Annotated in this window: 23 protein-coding genes, 1 tRNA gene and 1 pseudogene; 19 read left to right on the forward strand and 6 right to left on the reverse strand. The window is 47.6% G+C overall.

The features are described from left to right. Positions 1–167 precede the first annotated feature (167 nt). The 9 genes from ACXKZG_RS04080 to ACXKZG_RS04120 all read left to right on the forward strand — a co-directional run bounded on the left by ACXKZG_RS04080 (position 168) and on the right by ACXKZG_RS04120 (position 8584). On the forward strand, positions 168–926 hold the full coding sequence (locus ACXKZG_RS04080) for a nucleoside/nucleotide kinase family protein (RefSeq protein ID WP_346567100.1): 759 nt from the start codon (positions 168–170) through the stop codon (positions 924–926). Beyond that, positions 910–1659 (forward strand): nucleoside/nucleotide kinase family protein, encoded by a 750-nt coding sequence (locus ACXKZG_RS04085; protein ID WP_488875743.1) that lies wholly within the window; start codon positions 910–912, stop codon positions 1657–1659. Before ACXKZG_RS04080 ends, ACXKZG_RS04085 begins: the two co-directional genes overlap by 17 nt. Next, the gene (locus ACXKZG_RS04090) at positions 1656–2999 is read left to right on the forward strand and encodes a lipopolysaccharide biosynthesis protein (RefSeq protein WP_488875744.1); all 1344 of its coding nucleotides are present in this window, start codon (positions 1656–1658) and stop codon (positions 2997–2999) included. Before ACXKZG_RS04085 ends, ACXKZG_RS04090 begins: the two co-directional genes overlap by 4 nt. Beyond that, a complete protein-coding gene (locus tag ACXKZG_RS04095; RefSeq protein WP_346567097.1) occupies positions 2992–3825 on the forward strand; it encodes a hypothetical protein in 834 nt (277 codons plus the stop codon). The genes ACXKZG_RS04090 and ACXKZG_RS04095 overlap by 8 nt, the downstream gene beginning before the upstream one ends. Before the next feature lie 11 nt (positions 3826–3836). Continuing rightward, the gene (locus ACXKZG_RS04100; protein ID WP_488876223.1) at positions 3837–4397 is read left to right on the forward strand and encodes a YtfJ family protein; all 561 of its coding nucleotides are present in this window, start codon (positions 3837–3839) and stop codon (positions 4395–4397) included. A 64-nt stretch (positions 4398–4461) separates the two neighbouring features. Continuing rightward, positions 4462–5532: an LPS export ABC transporter permease LptF gene (gene lptF, locus ACXKZG_RS04105; protein WP_488875745.1), complete on the forward strand. Its 1071-nt coding sequence runs from the start codon at positions 4462–4464 to the stop codon at positions 5530–5532. Beyond that, positions 5529–6614 carry an LPS export ABC transporter permease LptG gene (gene lptG, locus ACXKZG_RS04110; protein ID WP_488875746.1) on the forward strand — a complete coding sequence of 362 codons (1086 nt, stop codon included), beginning with the start codon at positions 5529–5531 and terminating at the stop codon, positions 6612–6614. Before lptF ends, lptG begins: the two co-directional genes overlap by 4 nt. 70 nt (positions 6615–6684) lie before the next feature. Beyond that, positions 6685–7503, forward strand: a complete 819-nt coding sequence (locus tag ACXKZG_RS04115) for an MBL fold metallo-hydrolase (RefSeq protein WP_488876224.1) — start codon at positions 6685–6687, stop codon at positions 7501–7503. Positions 7504–8092: 589 nt separating this feature from the next. Then, entirely contained in the window at positions 8093–8584 is a 492-nt protein-coding gene (locus ACXKZG_RS04120; protein ID WP_488875747.1) for an STY4534 family ICE replication protein, read from the forward strand. A gap of 32 nt (positions 8585–8616) precedes the next feature. Here ACXKZG_RS04120 and ACXKZG_RS04125 read toward each other — a convergent pair whose 3' ends face one another. From ACXKZG_RS04125 to ACXKZG_RS04140, 4 genes are read right to left on the reverse strand one after another with little or no spacing between them, the layout of a single operon-like run. After that, a complete protein-coding gene (locus tag ACXKZG_RS04125) occupies positions 8617–9531 on the reverse strand; it encodes a hypothetical protein (RefSeq protein WP_488875748.1) in 915 nt (304 codons plus the stop codon). After that, positions 9528–11534, reverse strand: a complete 2007-nt coding sequence (locus ACXKZG_RS04130; RefSeq protein WP_488875749.1) for an ORC-CDC6 family AAA ATPase — start codon at positions 11532–11534, stop codon at positions 9528–9530. Before ACXKZG_RS04130 ends, ACXKZG_RS04125 begins: the two co-directional genes overlap by 4 nt. A gap of 5 nt (positions 11535–11539) precedes the next feature. Beyond that, positions 11540–12439 carry a phosphoribosyltransferase-like protein gene (locus ACXKZG_RS04135; RefSeq protein WP_488875750.1) on the reverse strand — a complete coding sequence of 300 codons (900 nt, stop codon included), beginning with the start codon at positions 12437–12439 and terminating at the stop codon, positions 11540–11542. 13 nt (positions 12440–12452) lie between these two features. Continuing rightward, the gene (locus tag ACXKZG_RS04140) at positions 12453–13625 is read right to left on the reverse strand and encodes an N-6 DNA methylase (protein WP_488875751.1); all 1173 of its coding nucleotides are present in this window, start codon (positions 13623–13625) and stop codon (positions 12453–12455) included. Positions 13626–13875: 250 nt separating this feature from the next. On the opposite strand from ACXKZG_RS04140, the gene ACXKZG_RS04145 reads away from it, so the two are divergent. From ACXKZG_RS04145 to ACXKZG_RS04190, 10 genes and pseudogenes are all read left to right on the forward strand, one after another. Continuing rightward, on the forward strand, positions 13876–14583 hold the full coding sequence (locus ACXKZG_RS04145; protein WP_488875752.1) for a TIGR03759 family integrating conjugative element protein: 708 nt from the start codon (positions 13876–13878) through the stop codon (positions 14581–14583). Next, entirely contained in the window at positions 14562–15197 is a 636-nt protein-coding gene (locus ACXKZG_RS04150; RefSeq protein WP_488875753.1) for a transglycosylase SLT domain-containing protein, read from the forward strand. Before ACXKZG_RS04145 ends, ACXKZG_RS04150 begins: the two co-directional genes overlap by 22 nt. Beyond that, entirely contained in the window at positions 15194–15640 is a 447-nt protein-coding gene (locus ACXKZG_RS04155) for an integrating conjugative element protein (protein WP_488875754.1), read from the forward strand. Before ACXKZG_RS04150 ends, ACXKZG_RS04155 begins: the two co-directional genes overlap by 4 nt. A gap of 221 nt (positions 15641–15861) precedes the next feature. Beyond that, positions 15862–17946, forward strand: a complete 2085-nt coding sequence (traD, locus tag ACXKZG_RS04160) for a type IV conjugative transfer system coupling protein TraD (protein WP_488875755.1) — start codon at positions 15862–15864, stop codon at positions 17944–17946. After that, positions 17946–18706: pseudogene (locus ACXKZG_RS04165) on the forward strand (TIGR03747 family integrating conjugative element membrane protein). Before traD ends, ACXKZG_RS04165 begins: the two are co-directional and overlap by 1 nt. A 13-nt stretch (positions 18707–18719) precedes the next feature. Beyond that, positions 18720–19112, forward strand: coding sequence for a hypothetical protein (locus ACXKZG_RS04170; RefSeq protein WP_488875756.1), 393 nt, complete (start codon positions 18720–18722; stop codon positions 19110–19112). A 9-nt stretch (positions 19113–19121) separates the two neighbouring features. Then, positions 19122–19559 carry a hypothetical protein gene (locus ACXKZG_RS04175; RefSeq protein ID WP_488875757.1) on the forward strand — a complete coding sequence of 146 codons (438 nt, stop codon included), beginning with the start codon at positions 19122–19124 and terminating at the stop codon, positions 19557–19559. A gap of 78 nt (positions 19560–19637) precedes the next feature. Beyond that, positions 19638–20693: a hypothetical protein gene (locus ACXKZG_RS04180; protein WP_488875758.1), complete on the forward strand. Its 1056-nt coding sequence runs from the start codon at positions 19638–19640 to the stop codon at positions 20691–20693. An 89-nt stretch (positions 20694–20782) separates the two neighbouring features. Beyond that, positions 20783–21118 (forward strand): integrative conjugative element protein, RAQPRD family, encoded by a 336-nt coding sequence (locus tag ACXKZG_RS04185; protein WP_488875759.1) that lies wholly within the window; start codon positions 20783–20785, stop codon positions 21116–21118. Continuing rightward, a complete protein-coding gene (locus tag ACXKZG_RS04190; protein WP_488875760.1) occupies positions 21109–21381 on the forward strand; it encodes a hypothetical protein in 273 nt (90 codons plus the stop codon). Before ACXKZG_RS04185 ends, ACXKZG_RS04190 begins: the two co-directional genes overlap by 10 nt. Positions 21382–21649: 268 nt before the next feature. On the opposite strand, the gene ACXKZG_RS04195 is transcribed toward ACXKZG_RS04190, so the two are convergent. Continuing rightward, a tRNA-Phe gene (locus ACXKZG_RS04195) sits at positions 21650–21725 on the reverse strand. Positions 21726–21931: 206 nt separating this feature from the next. After that, positions 21932–23248 (reverse strand): NAD(P)/FAD-dependent oxidoreductase, encoded by a 1317-nt coding sequence (locus tag ACXKZG_RS04200; protein WP_488875761.1) that lies wholly within the window; start codon positions 23246–23248, stop codon positions 21932–21934. Positions 23249–23265 lie beyond the last annotated feature (17 nt).

The raw sequence follows: 23265 nt of genomic DNA on the forward strand, positions 1-23265 counted from the left end.
ATGAGTTTGTGAATTTTAGAGCACGAAATAATAAGAAAAATAGCTTCAAAAGACGGATGAGATGCCCGTTTAGCCGGTATTTAACAATACCTGCTACCCGGCGATAAATGACTTGAACCCATAGAGGAACAGAATAAAATGGCTTTTTTACCTGTGGATAGCTTGTTGTGCGCCAGAAAATAAATTCCCAGTCGCGTTATTCCCCGGTGCGCGTAATCGCTATTACAGGTTGTGATGGTTCCGGAAAATCGACGTTAGCTGCCAGTCTGGTTAAGCACTTCTCTTCGCAACAGCCGACGGAATTTCTCTATCTCGGTCAGTCATCAGGATTGATAGGAAAGTGGATCGCCGATCTGCCAATAATTGGTGCGCCGTTTGGCCGCTATTTGCTGAAGAAATCCGATCGCGTTCACCAGCGTCCTTCCACGCCTCCCGGCAATGTTACCGCGCTGGTGATTTTTCTGCTCTCTTTCTGGCGTGCTTATAAGTTCTGGAAAATGCTCAGAAAAAATCGCCCGGGTCAGTTGCTGATCGCCGATCGCTACCCGCAGGCCGAAGTGCCGGGCTTCCGTTTTGATGGACCGCAGTTGGCCAAAACCCACGGCGGAAATCGCTGGATTGGCTGGCTCAGGAATAAAGAGCAAAAGCTCTATCAATGGATGGCCTCATATCCGCCATTATTATTAATCCGTCTGGATATTGATGCGCAGACCGCGCATGCCCGCAAACCCGATCATTCGCTCGCCGCCCTGCACGAGAAAATTGCCGTTATTCCGCATCTGAACTTCAATGGCGCAACCATTCTCGATCTCGATGGTAGAGAGCCGGAGAATAAAATTCTGGATGAATCATTACGTGCGATTCAGGCCTCATTAACCTATTCAGAGACAGAGTTATTTCATGACCATCATGCTGAAGAAAATTAACACCGAGCGTGCAGAAGATGACGTGGGTGAGTGTTCTTCCTGTATTTCGGGGCTTATTGCGGTTGTCGGCAGTGACGGTACCGGAAAATCCACGCTGACGGCTGATTTAGTCAGGAATTTGCAAAAGCAAAGGGTAACGGAACGCCGTTATTTAGGCCTGATATCCGGTGAGGATGGCGATAAAATTAAACGCTTACCGGTTATTGGTGTCTGGCTTGAACGTCGGCTGGCGGCAAAGTCGGATAAAACCCAGCGCATGAGTAATAAGCCTCCGGCACTGTGGGCGGCTCTGATCATGTACGGTTTTTCATTGTGGCGTTCGTCTAATTTACAGAAAGCGATCCGCCTGGCGCAGAGCGGCGTACTGGTGATCAGCGATCGTTATCCTCAGGCTGAAATATCGGGTTTTTATTATGATGGTCCCGGCATTGGCGTGGAACGGGCCAAAGGCTGGTTAATGAGCCGACTGGCCGAAAGTGAGCGACGCTTATATCAGCAGATGGCGCTGATTCGTCCGCAGCTTATTTTGCGTCTGGATATTGATGTGGATACCGCCTATGCGCGTAAACCGGACCACAGTTATGAAGAGTTAGAAGATAAAATTTCTGCCATGGTCAGAATTCAGTACAACGGTTCGCGCATTATCGAACTGGATGCCCGCGCGCCTTACGATGAAGTGTTGGCGAAAGCGCTGGATTCGATCACGGCTGTTGCCGCCGGTTCCACATCATGAAGCACTGGTTTAAGGATGGCGCCTTTCGCACGATGCTGAAAAATGCCGCTTATCTGGGATCCGGCAGTGTGGCAAGTGCCTTGCTGGGCCTGGTGGCGCTTTCCTGTGCCGGCAAAGGCATGTCGACAGAAATGTTTGGCGTACTGGTGGTTATTCAGGCCTATACCAAAGCGGTCAGTGATTTAATTAAGTTCCAGACCTGGCAATTCGTGGTGCAATTCGGCACGCCGGCACTGGAAGGCAAGAATATCTCCCGCTTCCGCGACGTGATTTCATTCTCCTTCGGGCTCGATATCCTGAGCAGCGTCGTGGCTGTATTGGGTGGAATGGCGCTGCTGCCTTTCCTTTCTCACTCGCTGGGACTGGATACTCACAGCCTGTGGCTGGCGGTGCTTTACTGCACGTTAATTCCGTCGATGACCTCGTCCACGCCGACCGGTATTTTGCGGGCGTTTAACCGCTTCGACTTAATTGCCGTGCAGCAGGCGATTAAGCCGTTCCTGCAAGCGGTCGGCAGTCTCTTCTGCTTCTATTTCGAGCTGGGTTTCCCCGGCTTTATTATTACCTGGTACGTTTCCAACCTGATCGGTGGCTCGCTGTTTTGGTGGTTCGCCGCGCGCGAGTTGCGTTCCAGAGAGATTCATAATGCGTTAACTCCCCGACTGATGAACACCGCTCGCCGAATTGAAGGCGCGTGGGACTTTGTCTGGACAACCAATTTCGCCCATACGATTTGGGCGGCGCGAAACTCCTGCAGTACGGTGTTGGTTGGGATCGTTTTAGGTCCGGCGGCGGCCGGCCTGTTTAAAATTGCGCTGACCTTCTTTGATGCCACCGGCACGCCCGCCAAGCTGATGGAGAAAAGCTTTTACCCTGAAATCATGCGCCTCGATCCGCGCACCAGCAAGCCGTGGCAGCTCGGCCTGCGCTCCGCGCTGTTTGCCGGTGGAATCGGGGTGGCGGTGGCTGTGCTGGTGCTGGTCGTCGGCAAGCCGCTTATTTCCGTGGTCTTCGGCTATAAATATTTGCAGGCCTATGACCTGATGCAAATTATGCTCGGTGCGATCATCGTTTCTATGCTGGGCTTCCCGCAAGAATCCTTGCTGTTTATGGCGGGCAAGCAGCGGGCATTCCTGATTGTGCAGACGATTTCTTCGGCCTGTTATATTGCGCTGCTGATCGGCATGTCGCACTTTTTCGGCGTTCAGGGCGCGGCGTTTGCCTATTTTGCTGGGCAATCCTTAGACGTATTATTAACGATGATCCCGACGTTACATGCCTGGCGCCATCGCAATGCCCTGCGGTTTACCCTGCCTCAAGAGAGCCAACAAAATGGATAATAGCTGGAAGAAATTTCCTGTAGAAACCACGGAGTTATTATTTGCCGCGGTGGAAGAGGATGACATCGTTGACGCGAATTTCAGTCTGCCGCAGCAGATCGCTTTGCCGTGCTCTCAGGAAGGACTGCGAAATAATTATGCGCTCTGCCTGCAATTTTGGGAGGACGGGTTTACCCGTGAGGAATTACTGGGTCTGGTTAATGATTTCCTCCGGGGACGCGAAATGTCGGCGTCGACGCGTTTACGCTACAAATATATTCGCGCGCGCTATAAGCATTTACGTTTTGCTCAGCGCCTGTACGGTAAAAAACATCAGTCGGGCCATCTGTTCCATCTGACCACCGTGCTTCTTGGCCACTTCCAGGATGCGTTCCGTAATGGCAATAAAAAGAACCTGAATCTCTACGGCAATATTCTGCGGGTGTTCCTCAGCAAGCCGATCTGGTCGCAGGTCAGCTATGGCCTGCGTCATTTAGAGTTAGAAACCGAAAGCGGATTTATTGCCTATCGTCAGGATCAGTTGCGGCAACTGCAAACGTTGATTGCCAACCCGATGCTGACCGGCAAAGAGTTTCACGACGTCCGCAAAATCGTCAGTCAGCAGGTGTCCTTTTACGACACCCTCAGATCCCTCGATCCTGATAACGTCGAAGCGCGGAAAATTTCCCGCTTTATGGCCGCCATTAACGGGCTGATGGGTGACCGGCATGATGTGATGGTGGCCGACAAGCTGTCTGGCGGTAAATCCTACGACGCGCCTGCGGTGTTGGATATCGATATCCGCCAGCGGCTGGAATCCCTGCTCGCCAGGTTTCACGCGCAGTGATCAACGCCGGGATGCTGGGCAAGCTGCTGACCCTGGTATTGCTGCTGCCATTGGCGGCCTCCGCCCATAACTTTGTTTATGGCCAACCCGTTGCGCCCGTGGCTATCGCCGACCGTGGGGAGTTGATCCTCAGGGAAGGGGAATTCAGCTATCAAAACTGGAACAGCGGCGAACTGGCGGGAAAGGTGCGGGTTGTGCAGTACATCGCGGGCCGTACGTCGGCGAAAAAGAAAAACTCGCTGCTGATCACCGCCGTTAAAGAGGCACAGTTTCCCGAGGATCGCTTCCAGCCCACCACCATCGTCAACACCGATGACGCGATCCCCGGCTCCGGTTTCTTCGTTCGCGGGAAGATTGAGAAGAACAAAAGGAATTATCCCTGGGCACAGTTCGTTATCGACAGCGACGGCATCGGGCGGAAAACCTGGCAGCTGCCTGAAGAGAGCTCCACCATTTTAGTGCTCGATCGGGAAGGGCGCGTACGTTGGGCCAAGGATGGGTCGCTGAGTTCGAGCGAAGTCAGCGATGTGATCGGCCTGGTGCAAAAGCTGATCGGCAGCGGCCAATCATGATGTGCAACCTGACGATGAGCCCTGTTGAGAAAAGCGGCTGGCCTGGCGCGAAAGGAGAACCGTTGTGTCGCTGATTGAACGCTATATCACGGTTGAAATTCGTCGACTGGTGATGGTTATCGTCGGTTTTCTGGTGGTGATGTTCGCCAGTTATTCCGCACAGCGCTACCTGACCGATGCCGCTAATGGCACACTTGCGCTGCAGGTGGTGTTTGATGTCGTCTGCTACAAAGTATTGATTGCGCTGGAGATGCTGCTGCCGGTTGGACTGTATGTTGCCACGGCCGTCGCGCTGGGCCAGCTTTACACTGACTCTGAAATCACCGCAATATTTGCGGCCGGTGCCAGCCCGATTCGCCTGTATAAAGCGGTGCTGTTTTTAGCGATTCCACTGGCGGTGGTGGTGACGCTGCTGTCTCTTTACGGCCGTCCGTGGGCGTATGGCAATATCTACCGGCTGGAGCAACAGTCGCAGTCGGTGCTGGATGTCAGCCATTTACAGGCCAATAAATTTAACGTCAATGGTAGCGGCAGAATGGTGATGGCCAGCCGTATCGATCCCGCCAGCCATCAGCTTACCGACGCGTTGATTTACTCCCGCTCCGGAAAAAATACCAACCTGTACCGGGCGCATTCGGTGGTGGTCACCGATCCCTCTCCGGCCACTCCCAGCGTCAACCTGAGGAATGGCACCGCGTATGTGCTGGATCGCGAGGGCGCGCAGGACAATATGCAGCACTATCACAGCCTTAATATCGCGTTGAAACCCTTTATTGAAAGTCAGGAAGTCAGGCGTAAGTCGGCTCCCGTGGCCGATTTATGGCGCTCGTCGGATCCGGCGGATAAAGCAGAGCTGCAGTGGCGAGAAAGCCGCGGCCTCAGCACCCTACTGATGGTGCTGTTAGCCATTCCGCTCAGCCGCACCAAACCGCGACAGGGACGCTACGCCACCTTGCTGCCGCTGACGCTGCTGTTTACCGCCATTTTTTATGGTGGCAACGTCTGCCGCACGCTGGTGGCTAACGGATCGCTGCCTGCGATCCCCGGCGTGTGGCTGGTTCCGCTGGTGATGCTGACTGGCCTGGCGTTTTGTCTGGCGCGCGATTTCTCACTGCTGCGGAAATTCTCCCGATGACTATTTTCAGCCGCTATCTGATGCGGAATATCTTTATCGGATTTGCTGCGGCCGCCGGTTTGCTGATCCCGCTGTTTACCACCTTCAACCTGATCAACGAACTGGATGATGTGGCGCCGGGCGGCTATCGCTGGACGCAGGCGCTGCTGGTTGTGGTGATGACCTTACCGCGTAGCCTGGTGGATCTTGCGCCCTTTGTTGCCTTGCTGGGCGGCATTGTCGGGCTGGGGCAGCTATCCAAAAGCCTGGAACTTACCGCTATCCGCACCGCCGGGTTTTCGATCTCCCGCATTGCGCGGGTGATGTTCTGCGCCGGGCTGGTGATGACTCTGACGCTCGGCGCGGTAGATGAGTGGGTGGCCGCTCCGTTGCAACAGCGGGCGTTGCAGATAAAGAATGTCGCAATGGCGAAAGCAGAAAGTGACTCGGACGCCGGCAATGCGCTGTGGGCCAGGAGTCATGATGACTTTGTGACGGTGCAATCGTTGGATAATCGCAACCAGCCGGTGGGGATCGAAATCTTCAGCTGGCAGCCCGACCTGACGTTGAAGTCCTATATTTTTGCGCAGAGCGCGACCATCGCCGGAAAGGGCATGTGGACGCTGCACAACGTCACCGAAAAGCGCTGGGATAAGCAGCAGGAAACCGTCAATAACCTGCCAGAAATGCAGTGGCATTCGCTGTTTTCGGGTGAAGATTTGAAGAGGCTCACGTTACCCGCAGAAAGCTTCTCGGCCCGACAGCTCGCTGACTATATTGTCTATCTGCACAAAACCGGGCAGCCAAGCCTGGAGTATGAAAGTGCGTTGTGGCAAAAAGCGGGGCGGCCCATTTTGATTCTGGCGATGATCCTGCTGGCGGTTCCCTTCACCTTCAGCACGCCGCGTGCGCCGGGACTGGGAAGTCGCTTAGCGCTGGGCGTAATCGTCGGGCTGGTGACCTGGATTGTTTACCAGATCGTTCTGAACCTCGGGATCCTGTTCTCAATCAATGCCCAGCTAACCACGCTGGTGCCGCCGGTATTATTGCTCGGGCTGGCGGTGGGGTTGATCTATCGCTTCGATCGGCGGCTAAAGTATTAGATACGGAGCCTAACAAACCGAGCAGACCGCTCCCTTGCCCTGGATCCCGCGTAAGAATGAGGAACACTCAATGATCACGTTATGCAAAGCCTGCGGTACATCTTATGAGATAACCGATTCCCCGCCAGCACAATGCACAATATGCCAGGATGAACGTCAGTTTGTCCCCGCGACCGGGCAGCAATGGGTGGATTTTGATGCCCTTTGTGCTTCGCACAGCAATAAGTGGAAACAACACGACAGCGCTCTTCTCAGCATCCACACCGTGCCAAATTTTGCCATTGATCAGCGCGCATTTATTCTGTGTACACCTGAGGGCAATATTCTGTGGGACTGCATTGCCACGCTGGATGACGCCACGAAAACGTTAGTCGCCTCACTGGGAGGACTCAAGGCTATCGCGATATCGCATCCGCATTACTACACCACCATGCAAGATTGGGCTGAAGAATTTAACGCCCCAATTTACCTTCATGCCAGCGACCGTGAATGGGTGATGCGCGAAAGCCCATGGATTACCTTTTGGGAAGGCGACACCCTCGAGTTGACCGGTGATGTCAGCGTGATACGCCTTGGTGGCCATTTTGCGGGCGGCTGCGTTCTGCACTGGGCGCGAGAGGAAGGCATCGTGCTTTCCGGCGACATTGTTCAGGTAGCCCCTGGCGGGGAGGGCGTCTCCTTTATGTGGAGTTACCCCAATATGCTGCCGTTGCCCGCCGCGACGGTCAGCGACATCACTCAACGCCTGAGTTCGGTGAAATTTAAGAAACTTTATGGCGCGTTTGAAGGAAAGGATATTACTGCTAACGCAGACGAAATCGTGCGGCGTTCAGGCGAAAAGTATCTTCGCTGCCTCAGATACACGGGGAAAAAATTGCTGAAACCCTAAACTTTGTCCTCAGCGACGCTGATAAGGTTAACAGGCTGAGATGTTGCCCCCGTGACTGCGGGAGGGTTGGATGTCTTTTACGGGGACAGAAAAACATCAGTCCGGCAGGCAAATCACCGCACATCCGATTTGGTCTGTAAGGCGCACGCCCTCCGTGAAAACCGCGCCGGAGCTTCAGCTCCCGGAGTAACGAATACACCACCGGTCTGCGTGCGGACCCTGAGCGCTGGCAATTGCTGGCGCTTTTTTATTTTCATTTTCGCAAAACTACTTTATCGCTGACATCCGCTTTTAGCGGCAGGACACTGGAACGGCATTATTGTTGTTATCTCAACAACCAGCCAATGTTTCAGCAGCCTGAGAGAAACGCTTACGCGGTTGCCATCTAAAACTTCATGATCTGAGAGAAGTACTGCTTTTGCAGTGGTCGATCCGCTCAACCTCTTAATGCGGATATCACCTGTGTGATGAGGTTCTTTGTACTAACCAGCCAGCGCGGCATAGCTATCCGCGCTTCCTGACGGAAAGCATTCATCCGTCAGGGATGAATGTTTCTCCGTCAAAATTTCCCACTCCTGGAGTAAACATCATGACTGCTACCACTACCAACAACGCTACAAACAACGCCAGCACCACTTCTACCAAAGCTGAATACTTCAATCTCAACATTAAGGGCCTGGGTTATCTGAGCAACATCCGCAGAATTGAAACCCTCAATGGTGGCTTCCTCAGCGTGGTGATTAATGCGCTGAGCGGTCCCACTGACAGCCCAACCTATGTACGCTTTGATGCCACGGTCGCCGGTAAAGAAGCAACGGATCTTATAAGCCGCTGCCAGAAAGCCGTAGACGAGGACCAGAAAGTGCTGCTTGGGTTTACGCTCAGCAACCTGACGTCTGACATTTTCACGCTCAACAAAGGTGATCATGCAGGCGAACAGCGCGTAAGCCTGAAAGCCAGACTGATTAAGGTCGAGTGGATCAAGATTGGTCAGGCGATGGTTTACAAGGCAGAGAAAACGGAGACAAGTCCACCAACTGAAAATGCATCAAACAAGAAGTATGCTAATAATTCATTTTAACGCAAGGCCTCTTCAATTGAAGAGGCCTAACTTTAATTATTTACTCTTAACTGATAAGTATAAACCTCACCAATACCGACACTGCGCTTTTTAGATTTCTCCGGGAAATCATAAATTGCACCTATTTGTTTATTTAATTTATTTAGAGGGTAATTGTTAATTAAAAAAATGCAGACTCCAATAGCTGTTGGTTTTGTTCCAAGGGGAGTGATGACTAGTTTTGGATTGGTGTATGCAAGTTCACATAGCAATTCGTTCACTGCATAAGGATTAGAGCCCGGATGTATGACCAACTCAGAATTTATTTGGTCGAAATATCGAAGATGCTTTCTCAATGAGATATTTTCCCATCCAGCTTTGTATGCAGGAACAGATACATGTGCCATAAGTTTTTTATAGCTTGCACCATCATCATTTTCAATGATTTGACCTAGCCTTGAATTCTCAAAACCCAAAAAGGTTACAAGAACTGCTTTATTTTCGGCACTTGATTGGTTATCTATTGAAAATGCAGGTAATGAGACAAAGGCATGCCTACGATCACTCAATTTAAATTCACTATCCTGAGCACCTTCTCTTTTTTTATTATATTCTTGTGGCTCAACATAAAGCAGGGTGATCATAGTCTCTATGCCAGACCTGTTAATCCCATCGAGAAGATACAGTATTTCAGGGAATCCTAATGATGTGGTATCAATAAGAATATTACTCATATTTTTTTCAATAAAGAACTCTTGCAGCTTAAATATTTTGTATTGCTCACCATTTATAGAAAGAGAGTACTTATCTTTATCATAAAAAACATTGTAACGCGGATGTATTTTTACCGTACTTTCAACTGTGCTTGTACGATCATCTAAAGATGCACCAAAAAAGAATGCTCTCATACCTTCTTTCAAAGCAGATTCTAATCGATCTTCCTTTCTTATTTTTTCAATAGTAATCATATGAGTCCTATTTGCTTTCCAAATTCGCCTTTAGATTTATCTGCTATTTTTATATCCTCATCTATATCCCAAGCGCTGCCAAACTTTTTAAGTAACACATTAAACTTATCATCATCTGCTGAAAAAATAATTGAGATCTGCTCTCTATTAATTTTTAGCTTCTTCTTTTTTCTATAACTTATTCCAAAATGAGCAGAAAGTACTGGGTGGAGAACATAATCTTTTGTCTCAATGGAGTCTGGAGTTTTTGACTTTGTACTTTCTTCTTCAATCAACACGGACCAAATAAGAGCCTCATTTAAAAGCAGACCGGTCTGTGAATCTAATTCTAGTCGATCAGAAAGATCTAAAGTAAAGTGATTAATTTCAACTTCACTTTGGGTTTTACGAGACTGACTATAGCTGAATATTCGACCTAATCGATTTGCTAATCTTTTAAGATGCGAACCATGCGCACCAAGATCTGCGATTTTTTCCAACTCCAAATCACTCGTTTTTTTTGTGGCTGATGATTGAATCTCGACAGAAAGAGCGCCTAGCTCTCCTTGATTAATCACATTATTCCGCTCTCCTTTTAAAGCAGACTGATGACATAGTTCAAGAAAATGCCTTATATTTCCTTTTGATAAATGAATATATTGTTCATAACCAGCATATAGTGGGCAATTTTTCTCAGGAGTTTTTTTGTACAGTAATAAAATAACTCCCACTAAATTATTATGAATCCATGAATTATACTTGCTTGCCTTCCCATCTTTATATTTTAATAACTCATCAAGTATAAATTCAGGGGTTTCTCTCTTTCTATTTAGTAGCACTGAGCTTACAATTGTTGCTTCAGGAAAGTCAGTGTCGATAAAATCCCTAACGGTTAGTTTGCTACTAGAGTGGACATTACTTAAGCCATCAGACATTAGCTTACTTATGTTTTTTAAGAACACATCTGATTTTATAATATCATATGAGATCTCTTTATAACTTTTACTCGGTAGAAACTTATTACCAATTTGTTTTACTGTTGTCCTATATTCATCGCCATTTCTTTTTTGAACGTTTTTTTCATCGCGTATGAAATTATTTAAAGATTTATCTTGCAAGAAATCAGCAAGTCGCAAGGTTAGAATTTCGCCAGCGAAAACATCAAAATTCTTGTTGTAATGATCATCCAAATTAATGGTTCTAAAATCATTACGTTCAACAACTTTTTCACTACTTAGAGTTTCATGCGAAACCTCTGCATTTTTTTTATGTGCTATGCTAAATAATAATGGGGAACGACCATGTTTCATTAAAGTGTTAATTATTCGTTGTTGATGAGTAGTTAAATTCTCAAACTCATCAATGAAAATATGATACGTCATCCCAGCTAATTCTGGAACCTCATCTTTAATTTTTAAAATTAGTAAGTCTAAGGTGCTTTTTAAATCAAGTCTCAAAGGAGGAATTTCTTGAATAGGTGCGTTAATCCAATTACATAGAGTAAAGATCGCATTACGCAGCTCATCTCTAGCATCTGAGATTTTCAAATCCTTAACTTTTCCCAAGAGCGCTTTTGTAATCAAAGACGGAAGTTCAATTGATAATAAACTATCTTTTCTTTTAACTGGGGAATGAGATTGAGAAAGTGATTGAATCAACCCACAAAATTCAATCAATATAGACAATGTCATATAGCTGTTAAATGCTGCTGCCCAATGTTTCCCAAGCCACTCCTCAGACAAGTGTTGAGTGAAAGATGTATCAGGGCGCCAATATATCCCTAAATTTCTAATTTCAGAGAGATTTAGCTTTTTTTCTCTTTTCTCACTGAGAATCGTTGGGTAACAATAGTATTTAATATACATTGTCTTCCCAGATCCTCTTCCCCCAACTATAACGCAAGCTTTTGTTGCACTACTGATATCAACTTCATGATAATTCAAAGGAAGGACATATTTTTCATATACGTCATCAGGAAACTCTTCCGTCCTGTTTTTTGCAAAAGCTTCACTTAACTTTGGCATAAGTATTACCTTTTGAATAAGCCTGACCATGTATCACTTTTATGCATCAGCATTGCGATATTATTGTTAGGTGTTGATGAATTAAAAACATATGTTAACTCTAATCCACCAACACCTAAATTTCCATTTAGATTTATTTTCTTTTGTTTGCAGACCTTTAAGTAATATTCTCTAAAATCATCAGGCGTGTAACCTTCAATATTACAAAGAAATTCGTTGTGCTCGCAAAAAAATGAATTAGAAGGTTCAATAATCTCTACGGGAGAAATAATCAGATTCGCATATTTTCCTTCTAACATATCTTTAGTATGCTTAGTAGTAGCAAAAGGAATATATATTATTTTTGCCGCCACCTTATCTAACTCTCTACTTAGATAAAACCCCTCAAATTGAGTTCCTGTTCCAATTATATCATCAAAGAAAATGACTGCTTTAATCCCTTTATTAATATGAAATGGAATGTTATGTGAGTTAATGCTTAAATTATTATCAAAGAATTTATTTTTTAGTTGCGTAAGAATGTTACTACTGCTCTTTGCACCCCGGTCATCAACATCATCAATTGCTGAAAATCTAAATGGTAGTGTTCTACAATGAACTGAGTTTAGCTTTTCCAACCACTCATTAATCGAGGTGGATGAATATATGTTATTTTCATCTAAAACTTGAGGCAAAATAATATGGAATATATTTTGGCCAAGCGTTGATGTTGCTTTATAATTTCTAAATATAAGCGTATAAAGTATTGCCGCAGCCAAATAACGCTCTTCTCTGGAAACGAAATTACAAATCCAATTTTCTAAATCTCTCTGGGATATGTTATCCCAATATTCAATCTCAATTAGTTTTCTTGCACAAGAAAAAACATGTTCTATGTGATCGTCAAATGACTCGTTAATTTTCATAATAAATATCCGCCTAAGTAAAGACAGGTAATTTTTTTATTTCATCTAAAGTAATATGCAATGCGCCAACACCTTTTGCTACGGACTTCAACCATGAAATCCCAAAATCGGATTGTAAGGTTGACAAAATATCACCGCAAACCTTATTATTTATTGGTCTAATGATAATGATACAGTCCGAAACACGGAAGACACCTTTTGTAACAACACCAAAATTACCTATTGATCTTGTGCCTACTCTAGCTAAAACTATATCACCTTCTCTGGCTAGACAATCACTTTCACCCTCTTTGAAATTAATATCATTACTAAATTTTTGAATTCTTTTTTTCAACGAAGTAGTATGAATTAAAGGAGTGCTCGTGTTTTTTAAATCATACTTTGATTTCCCTCTTAAAATATGGCTGCATAGTTTCTCTAGTTTAATTGTATTAATAGGAATAGGTAGTGAATAATATTTATAATCACCTCGCTGACAAAACTGTTCACGAGAGATTGAAATATCTTTATTCGATGCATCCATTTTCGACAGAATAATAAACGGTGCCGGAGTCGACTTCTGAGCTATCACAATATGCGTTCTAGCTTCAGTTCCTGAAAAACTTGATGCAGGCACCTCGCATACTGATAAAAGGTTCATCTTTGAACACATCAATTCGCGTATTTTTTTAAATGTGGAGTTCGTTAAAATTCCATCAGGAAGAATAAAGGCAAGCACTCCACCATCTTTTAATAAATTAAAAGACTGAAGTAAGAAAACAACCTCAGCTCTAACTGTAGAGCCAGATAAAAAAACATCAAAATCACTTAAAACATCTTTAATGTGAGGCGTAATTCTAATTCTTTTAAATGGAGGGTTTCCTAATGCAAGACAATAATCTTTTGAAGCATTTCTTGCAATGCTAATGCCTTCTTGCGTAGTTGAGTCTGCAAGAAATATATCATATAACCCACTTCCTTTGAGTTTTTTAATATTACCCAAATCAATATCAACACCAACAATTTTAACATTTGAAAATATTTCTTGTACGATATCTAATAGAGCGCCTTCTCCTGCGCTCAGATCGATAATATTGGCATAAGATATATTTTTAGGTATTAAGCTAAATAGTCGCTCACCTAGATTTCTATTGGTGTAGTACTGAGAATGTTTTTTCTTATTATTAACATCAACTTCAAGACTCATAATGATAGCCTGTATATGGGTGTAGCTACCGCACAAAACAAAACCTTAATATCACTTTAAAAACCAAATGTCAACATATTACCATTTCATTCTAGTGATTAAGAACGGCATAAATTGCGTGTGGCCATTGTTAATTTTCCATCTAATTTCAAATTGCACTAATTGGATTCCCCTTCAGATTTTTATTTTTGAACTCTAAAATCCATCAATTAATAGTGATGTATTAATTAGTTGATATCTAAGGTGTCATATGAAATTCCTTATTGTATCTATCCCTCTTGTTTATTTTATGTCCTCATATGCGATTGGCAGTGATGAGCAGGAAGCACTTAAAGAATTAAATACCAAAGAAGCGATAACGTATCCACATGGTTCAGAATCAACCCTACTTGAAATTTCAAATGAGGATTATAAGCGTTATAAAGAATTATCTAAAGGGATTAGAAAATTTCAATCTCCACATTTAGATCCAATCAGCATGTTAGGCATCGAAGCCCGCAACGACACCGAACGCCGCCACTACGCTGAACTATGGGTAAAACAAGAATACGAGCGCACCGAAAAGGAGCTCAAATTCCAGCGTGAAGTGGATGCTGCCTGGAAGCGCCTGATGCCCAACATGCTGCCGGTCAACATGGGCAACGCCGCAGGTATCGCGCATGACTCAGGTGGCCGCCTGGCGTTGTTTGTGCGCGAAGCTGATTGCCAACGCTGCGATGCCCGACTCTCCGCCGTTCTCGCCGATAAACGCCCCGTTGATATCTACCTTGTCGACAGTGAAGGCAGCGATCAGAAACTTCGTAACTGGGCGCAACAGCACCGCATTCCCGCCGAACAAGTTCGCGAGCGCCGCATCACCCTAAACCACGATGCAGGGCGTTGGTTGCGCTATGGCAACGGCATCATGCCGGTCCTTCTCCAACAGGGGGAAAGCGGATGGCATATCGCAGCGTTCTAACCGTCGCTTTATTGTTGAGTGCCGCCAGCTCTGTGGCGTCAACAAGCATGCAAAACGTGCCACCGGGTTATCAAAAAATCGCGCTGCAGCATGGCGTGCCTGCTGAATCGCTTTACTCGCTGGCGTTGGCGGAATCATCGCGCCAGCTGCCGCACGGGACGCGCCCGTGGCCCTGGACAATCAATGTCGCGGGCAAAGGCTACCTCTATGAAAGCAGGCAAGCGGCCTGGCAGGCTCTACAGCAGTTTATGAAAAGCAATCCACTAAAGAGAATCGATGTAGGCATTGCACAGGTCAATCTCGGCTGGAATGGTCATCGCTTCAGCTCAACATGGGATGCATTTGATCCGTATACCAACCTGAACGCAGCGGCGCGCATTCTTCGCGAGTGCTGGGAACGCAGCCCCGGCAGTTGGTTGAAAGCCGCTGGCTGCTACCACCATCCGGCTGGCGGCAAACCTGCTGCACGCTATCGGCAGATTGTCAGCCAAAAGCTGGCTTCACTCACACCCAGTCAACCTCGCCCAATCGCAACGCAGCCACCCGCCGACCTCGCGAGTAACCAAACACCTTCAACTGAAATCATCTGGACAGAACCCCGGAGGCAGCAATGAACAAATTGATGCTGGCTGGCGCAATCGTCGCGTGGCCATTTCTCTCGCATGCAGAACTCGACGTTATCGCCGATCTCGGCGGCAAGTCGGCTGCGCCGTTCTATGAAGGAATCAACGCTGAGCCGCAGCCACACGAGCAATCAATCCAACCTGATTACAGTGAAGGCTCAGTGTTGCCAGTGGCAACACCTGAACTAACTCCAGGCATGTTTGAACCACGCGCGCTGAAGCTACCGGGAATCGGGCCGCTGTTTCTGATTGGTGACGACGGCCAATCGCAGGAATGGTTATCGCGAAACGCTGAGCTGCTTAGCCGTCGTGGTGCGGTTGGAATGGTGGTGAACGTTAGCAGCTCGGCATCCTTGCAGCAGATGCGCCAGATTGCGCCCGATCTACAGCTCGCACCGGTATCAGGTAGCGATCTGGCGCGCCGCCTCAAGTGAGAACATTACCCGGTACTGATCACCGAGCGCTCGCTGAGCCAGCAGGTTTCAGCTCAGTGATGGGATTCGCTGGATTGCATGTAATGCCCCATGCAGCGCTGATGCTCCTTCCTCTGTTTTTCATTCTTTTTCTGGCTCTGCTGCGCGCTTACTGGTGCTGGCACAATCTGCATCACTTGGCACGTAGCACGTCTGAATCCTGTCAAAAGTGAGTCAATGCTATGAGTGATCGCTATATTATTGAAGCACTACTACGTCCCGCAGTAGAGTTCAACACCACGCTGGTAGCCGCCACCGCCAGCTATGTTTGCGTAGCGGCTCCCTGGGCTGTCGCGCTGTCGCCATCGCTTAGTTATGTCACCGCAACCGGCTTTGCGGTGCTGGCCGCCGTACGCGCCCGTCAGAGATGTCAGGTGATCAGGTATCGCAAAAATCTTCGCCGCTTGCCGCGCTATGTGATGACCAGCCGCCAAGTGCCAGTAAGCAATCACCGGTTGTTCCTGGGCAAAGGTTTTCTGTGGCAGCAAAAACACACTCAGCGCCTGCTCGATACGCGTCGGCCAGAAGTCGAAAAGTATGTGCAGCCAGCGAAGATTTATCAGTACGCACGCAGGCTTGAGCGTGCGTGCGAGCATTCTCTGCCCTGGCTGTCATCGATGATTTCAGCTGACACACTGCTGAATCCGGTTCGCCCGCTGCCACCGGTTGGCGGCAATCCGGTGCTGCACGGCATAGAACCGAATGAGCGTGATGTATCGATGGATCTTCGCGAGCGCGTTGGGCATACGTTAGTCGTTGGCACCACGCGCGTTGGCAAAACACGGTTAGAAGAGTTGATGGTTACGCAGGATATCCGGCGCGGCAATATCACCATTGTCTTCGACCCTAAAGGCGATGCCGATTTGCTTAAACGCATGTGGGCTGAAGCGCACCGCGCCGGTCGTCAGGATGATTTCCACGTTTTCCATCTTGGCTGGCCAGAGATCTCAGCGCGTTACAACGCGGTTGGCCGCTTCGGTCGCGTATCTGAAGTGGCTTCGCGCATTGCCGGTCAATTAGGCGCTGAGGGCAACAGCGCTGCGTTTCGCGAGTTCGCCTGGCTATTCGTGAACATCGTGACACGCGCGTTAGTTGCACTTGGCCAACGCCCCGACTACTCGTTGATTCTCCGCTACGTCACCAACATCGGCGAGCTCTATCAGCGCTACGTGGAACATCTGGTTGATAAGCAACTGCCGGAGTTGCGCAGCAAAATTGAGAATGGCAGCAATGTGCTGAAGGAAAAAGATGTGCCGCGCAATATGCAGGGGCAATCAAACGCCACGCGCATCTGGGCAATGGAACTGGCGCTGAGTTCTGAAGCCGGTAAAAAGCTCTATGATCCCATCCTTGAAGGGTTGCGCTCTGCAGTGCGTTATGACCGTACCTACTTCGATAAAATCGTTGCCTCGTTGCTGCCGCTGCTGGAAAAACTCACAACAGGCAAAACGGCGGCACTGCTTTCGCCTGACTATGAAGACCTCGACGATCCGCGCCCGATATTCGATTGGCAACAGGTTATTCGCCAGCGCGGCATCGTTTATGTCGGACTGGATGCGCTGTCAGACAGTGAAGTTGGCGCTGCTGTGGGCAACAGCATGTTCGCTGATTTGGTGAGTATCGCGGGGCATATCTATAAGCACGGTATCAATGACGGACTGCCTGAGAATGGCGACGGCAAGCTGCCGATCAGCCTGCATTGCGACGAATTTAATGAGCTGATGGGCGATGAGTTTATTCCGCTGATTAACAAAGGCGGCGGCGCGGGCATTGAGGTGACGGCGTACACTCAAACGATCTCCGACATCGAGGCGCGTATTTGCAGCAGCGCCAAAGCCGCGCAGGTCACGGGCAACTTCAACACGCTGATCATGCTGCGCGTACGAGAGAACCGCACCGCCGAACTGCTAACCAGCCAATTGCCTGAAGTGGATGTGTATTCCAAAACGCTGGTTTCGGGTTACACCGATATCACCAACCAGGAGCAAGGCACCGATTTCACCTCCAACACTCAGGACCGTGTGAGCATGGTGAAAACGCCGATGCTCACTCCGGCTGACATCATCAACCTGCCCAAAGGCCAAGCGTTTGCGCTGCTGGAAGGCGGCCAGCTATGGAAGATTCGCATGCCGCTGCCTGCTGCAGATAAAACCGATTTGATGCCGGAAAGCCTGCAGAAGATCGCAGCTGAGATGCGCCGCAATTACCGCACCAGTGAAGCGTGGTGGTCTGGTGCTGCTGGCGCAGAATCGTTGGGAGGTGAATGATGCCACCACCAAACACCACGGCACCGCCAGCCCGCATTCAGCAGCCTAAAGAACATGGCTTTCTGTTTAATATGATATGGGGATGGCCGTGGAAGCTAATCGGCATGCTGCTGGCGTCGCTGTTTTTCAGACTGGTAATGGAATACATCTGTATCGCTTTCTTCTGGCCGGAGCAAGGTGCGGCGCATAGCCAGCAAGTGATGCAGATTGAGAGCGGTTATCTCTCTACAGAGTTTACGCGCAGCCTACTGTTGTCGCAGCCCACGGTGACTGTAACAGCTTGGGTGACTCATGTTTATCAATGGTTGGTTGTCGATAGTGGCCTGCAGGGTTGGATCGCGCAGCAAAACCAGTCGATGGGAAGCGGTGGTAATGCAGTTGCTGCCGGATTGAATGCCGGTAGCCACTGGCTGGCATCGGCGCTGCAGGAATATCTGCTGGCGACGGTATATGTCGCTGTGGTGACGCTGATTCGCGTGACGATTCTGGTGCTTTCAATACCACTGTTTCTAATGGTGGTGCTGGTTGCAGTTGTAGACGGTTTAGGGCGGCGAGATCTGCGGCGCTATGGCGCAGCATATGAATCAAGCTTTGTTTATCACCATGCCAAACGTTTTGTTAAACCCGCTTTCTTGTGCCCTGCATGGTGTATCTATCTTGGCCATCTGCAGTGTATCCAAATCTTTTTTTGCTGCCTGCGGCACTAATGATGGGAATGGCGCTGGCGGTGCTGACGGCATCATTTAAGAAGTACCTGTAAGCTGGACGACAGCGTGCAAAGCTCGACTTTGTGCGCTGTTGTCAGCAGGCAAGCCGTGAGAGCGGCGCGTCAGGACTCTAAAGATTATCTGAAGAATGCCGATAAAATGCATCTCGTTTATAGGAACTTCAATATGAAAAAGAATGTAGTAAATAAAAGGTGGAGATTTAAATCACTGGCTTCATCTCACCAAGAAGTAACGCTTTCCAGAAAAAATAACCCTTTGAAAACAAAAAGTTTAGGAGTTAATTCTAAGTACCTGAAACTGAGAAAGGGAAGCCTAGATTTAGATTTAATGGCCATCAAACATGATGGATGGGTAGTTGTATCAGTCATTAGAGACTCTCGTGAGGTAAGGGAGAAGAAAACAACAAGTACCGGACCGAGAATACCGCTTTCTGAATAAGGGCTTGTTATGAAATTAAACGAATTAAACAAAGCATATATAGATTTTTCGGCGACTCTTTCCGCACAAACTCGACAGTTGGCAATCGGTGGGGTTGGGCTAGCCTGGCTCTTTAAAACATCATTATCCACTAATTTTTCTTCGGAAAATATGACTTTGATATTCTTCCCGGAGAAGCTCTATTATGCTTTATCATTTTTTGTCCTTGTCCTTATGCTCGATTATTTACAGTATGTGATACAAACTGCAATATGGGGGATTAGACATAAAATTTATGACCGCCGGTTTGGATTTGGAACGCAAAATAAAGAAGAAATGGAAACACCAGAACCCCACGATTGTATAAACTGGGTACCATTAATTTGTTTTGTGCTAAAAGTAGCATTCACCATGGTTGGATTTTTCAACATGGGGATTTTTATGATTAACATATTATTATCATCTTGAAAGTTAGGTTCGCACAAGCATTCAATGTTAGTGCGAACTACTCCTTAATTCTGAAATAAATTCTATCTAGGTATTTACATGTTCAAGTATTCCAGTTGGGTTTTTGCTATTTCAATAATATCCATTATGATAAACGCACAAACAATAAATAGTCCAACGATACTTCTTTATGCCAAAAATACAATAACAGGGCTTGTTTGTTTTAATTTTTTCATGCCAGTAATTCTGGCAATTAGACAGTTGCATTATAATGCATTGAGTCAATTCAAATTAAAATTATTAAAATCCGTGGTAGCCACACGGAAATATTATGCTATAACAGACATCAATAATTACCTATTACACATTGGTGCTGCTGGGATTATAATCGTAGGCTTCCTTTACCTTGTGGGCTACGAGTCAATCAAAGTGGTCTCACCCTATATAGCAATTATCATCTCATTGTCATTTGTGCTCGACTTAAAAAAAAGAATGAAGTTCATTGCAAAAAAGATCTGGTCTGGAATTTTTGGTAAGATTTTCATGGCGCTTATAGCCGCGTTCTCATATACATTATCGACTATTCTGGCAAGAAACTGGGTCTTCAATACTACCCACATTGATGCACAAAGCTTTAGTGAATATATAACCACCATCAGCGTATTGTTTGTACCCTTGGCTTATCTCCTTTTAATCTGTGTATTTTCTTTAGTCATAGTCTTACCTGAAATGATATTTTTCATTGCAATAGGTCTGTTTAGTTATATAAAAGGGGCATTCTCAAGGAACTGGTTATCTAAGCTTGACACACTCTCCATAAGATTGAAAACAGGGAAAAGACCAGAGAGACTTAATGAAAAGGAGAAAGCGTTAATTAACTCAAGGCTAATTTTCTTTAGGGGTATTTCATCGGTTATATTTGTTATATTCCTAGTTTCTCTAAGTTCTGAACTCTATAATGTTATTAAGAATTCATTTGATTCCGCACTAAGATCCGGTCTGGTTTCTTATTATTACCATCAAAAAGACAACCCCATTGAGGATGATGCCTACTATTACAGTATAAATGAAAAAATTGATTCAAGAGCCATATTTACAAAAAGTGGTTGGATCTTCATAAAGTCGGCACCTCATGAAAATGGAAAGGAAAATTAAAATTACATTTTTAATTTTTGCTTTTCCATTGCTGTAACGATTATAATTGTTGAGATTCATAATTCATACGCTTGATAAAGGTCTGAGTTATGAATCTTCTGAAGTTGCAGTCTCAAATTGTATTAAGTGTTTTTTTATTATCTTTAGTATTAATAAAAGCGAACGCCAGCGGACTAGACGAACTCGCCGCCACCCAACGTCTACTTGACCAAGTCCAGCTCTCCCTCGACCGCGCCCGCACTGTCGCCGCGCAGTCCGATCCCAATAACCACCGCCGTTACCTATTCGACTACAAAAAAGCAATTGAAGACCTTAACACCATGCGTGCTGGCATTGACCGTTACACGCAGCCTTCGCGTGCGCAGCCACTGGATTACGGCAAGGTCAGCGGCGATTACACGCGAGGCCGTCCGCTATGGCGATGACTGCCGCTCAGATCAACGCGTTTAAAACGGCATCCGGCAACATCGATATTAGCGTTCTGTATCTGGTGTCCGTTGGGCTACTACTGTGCGTGCTGCTTGCACAGTACGATGGCATTGTGCCAATTCCAGGCACGAAGAAGGTTGAGCGATTAGACGAAAATTTGGCAACTACCGAGCTGGTATTTTCACAAAGTGAGCTTGAGGACATTCGGAAGACGTTGGATCGATTTGCAATTGTTGGTGAGCGTTACCCAGAATCCTAGGAAAAACTGACTGAAAAGTAGAGATCAGGGTATCAATCAAGCATTAAGAAATAAGTACCGCACATGTAAGGTTGACATAACTTGAAGGGATTGTAATTATTTACGGCAACGAGAAAAGGGCACTAGCGCGAACTAGTACCCTTTCTTGAAGATTTTTATGTTCAATCTTGGATGATGCATCTGCAAATGCAGTCACCGTTGCTTTGAACACCATCTTCGTTTAGACACCCGTTAGGCTTCTGAGACCTAACCAGCGTGCTTCGATGTATGGTGCCCGGACTCGGAATCGAACCAAGGACACGGGGATTTTCAATCCCCTGCTCTACCGACTGAGCTATCCGGGCAACGCGGCGCATTAAACCGTACTGGCAGCGGGGCGTCAATGGCTTTGTCCTCAAAACGCAACTGATTGCACTCTTTTCCATCAACCTGAGGAGGAAGTGATAATTTCCTGAGCAGTCAGTCGAAATTTTAAGCCGCATGCACCGTTGTTTTCTTGCATCACCCGCACGTTTTCTCGTGCCTTAAACGTTCTGGCCGCTAACCCACCTCAATCCAGTCGCTTGTCCACCGCGTCACGCAGGCGATACCAGCCGCTGACAAAGGGCACAAACCACGGGCGTCCATCGTACAGCGGAATGCGCTTAAAGGTCGGGCGATCGAACGACAGCGGACGCGGTTCCGTGCCCAGCACCTTCTGCGCGGTGCGGTATCCCAGCCAGCTCATCAGCGCCACGCCGTTGCCGTTGCAGCCCACCGCAAAGCGCGCATTGTCCATCACCCCGGCATAGGCGGTTTTATCGTGCGTCATGCCGACATAACCGCTCCAGGCGTGGCTGATTTTGTAGCCCGCCAACTCCGGCCAAATTGCCAACATCCTCTCGCGGATCTTAATCGCCGCGGTTTTATCGTCGCAGTCCATCATGCCAGGACGCGAGCCAAACAGCAGGCGCGTGCCGTCGGGAGAAGGGCGGGTATAGATCAGATCGCGGCGACTGTCGGTGATCATTCTGCCGCCAGGGATCAGCTTCGCCATCAGCTCGGGCGGTAGCGGTTCGGTGGCGATTTGATAGCTTTTCACCGGCACAATGCGCTTCGCCAGGTTCGGCGTTGCCAGGGTATCGGTATAACCGTTAGTTAGCACTAACACTTCTTGTGCAGTAATGGTGCCGCGCTCGGTGTTAACGACTTTGCCGCCATCGCGTGGCGTAATTGCGGTGACGCGCGCGTGGGAGAACAAGGTGGCACCTAACTGGCGAGCCAAATCGCGCAGCGCCTTATTGTATTTCCCTGGATGCACGCCACCGTACTCATCGACCAGAATCCCACCGTGATAGAACTCAGAACCGATGATCGACGCCTGCTCTTTGCGCTTCACCTTATGCACGGTCACGCCGGTCACTTTGTGCAGGATATCGCCCATCTGATACAGACTGTCGAGCTGCTTTTTGGTGTGCGCGCCAAAATAGCGACCGCCGATAAACAGGTCAGCATCCAGCTGCTCGCTTTTGACCAACTGCTGAATAAAGTCGAAAGAGGCGATGGAGTCGCCAATCATCTTGCTGAACAGTTCGGGCGAGATGCCTTTGATCGCCCCCCCGACCACCAACTTCTGGCCGCTGCTGATCATCCCGCCGGTGCGGGTGCTGCCGCCGCTGCCGAGTTCGTTGGCGTCCAGCACCACCACATTTTTGCCGTGGCGCGCCAGCTCAATGGCGGCATTCAGGCCGGCAAAGCCGGAGCCGATCACCACCACATCGGCGGTGGCCGGCAGAGGATCTAAAACCGTTTCAGGCGGCGCGGCTTCCCACCAGTACGGGGTGGTTTTGAAGTCGGCGGTAAAAAACTCATCAGTTTGGCTTGCCATGGTGTCTCTCAAAAGGA

This window comes from Erwinia sp. 2186 (assembly GCF_057812255.1).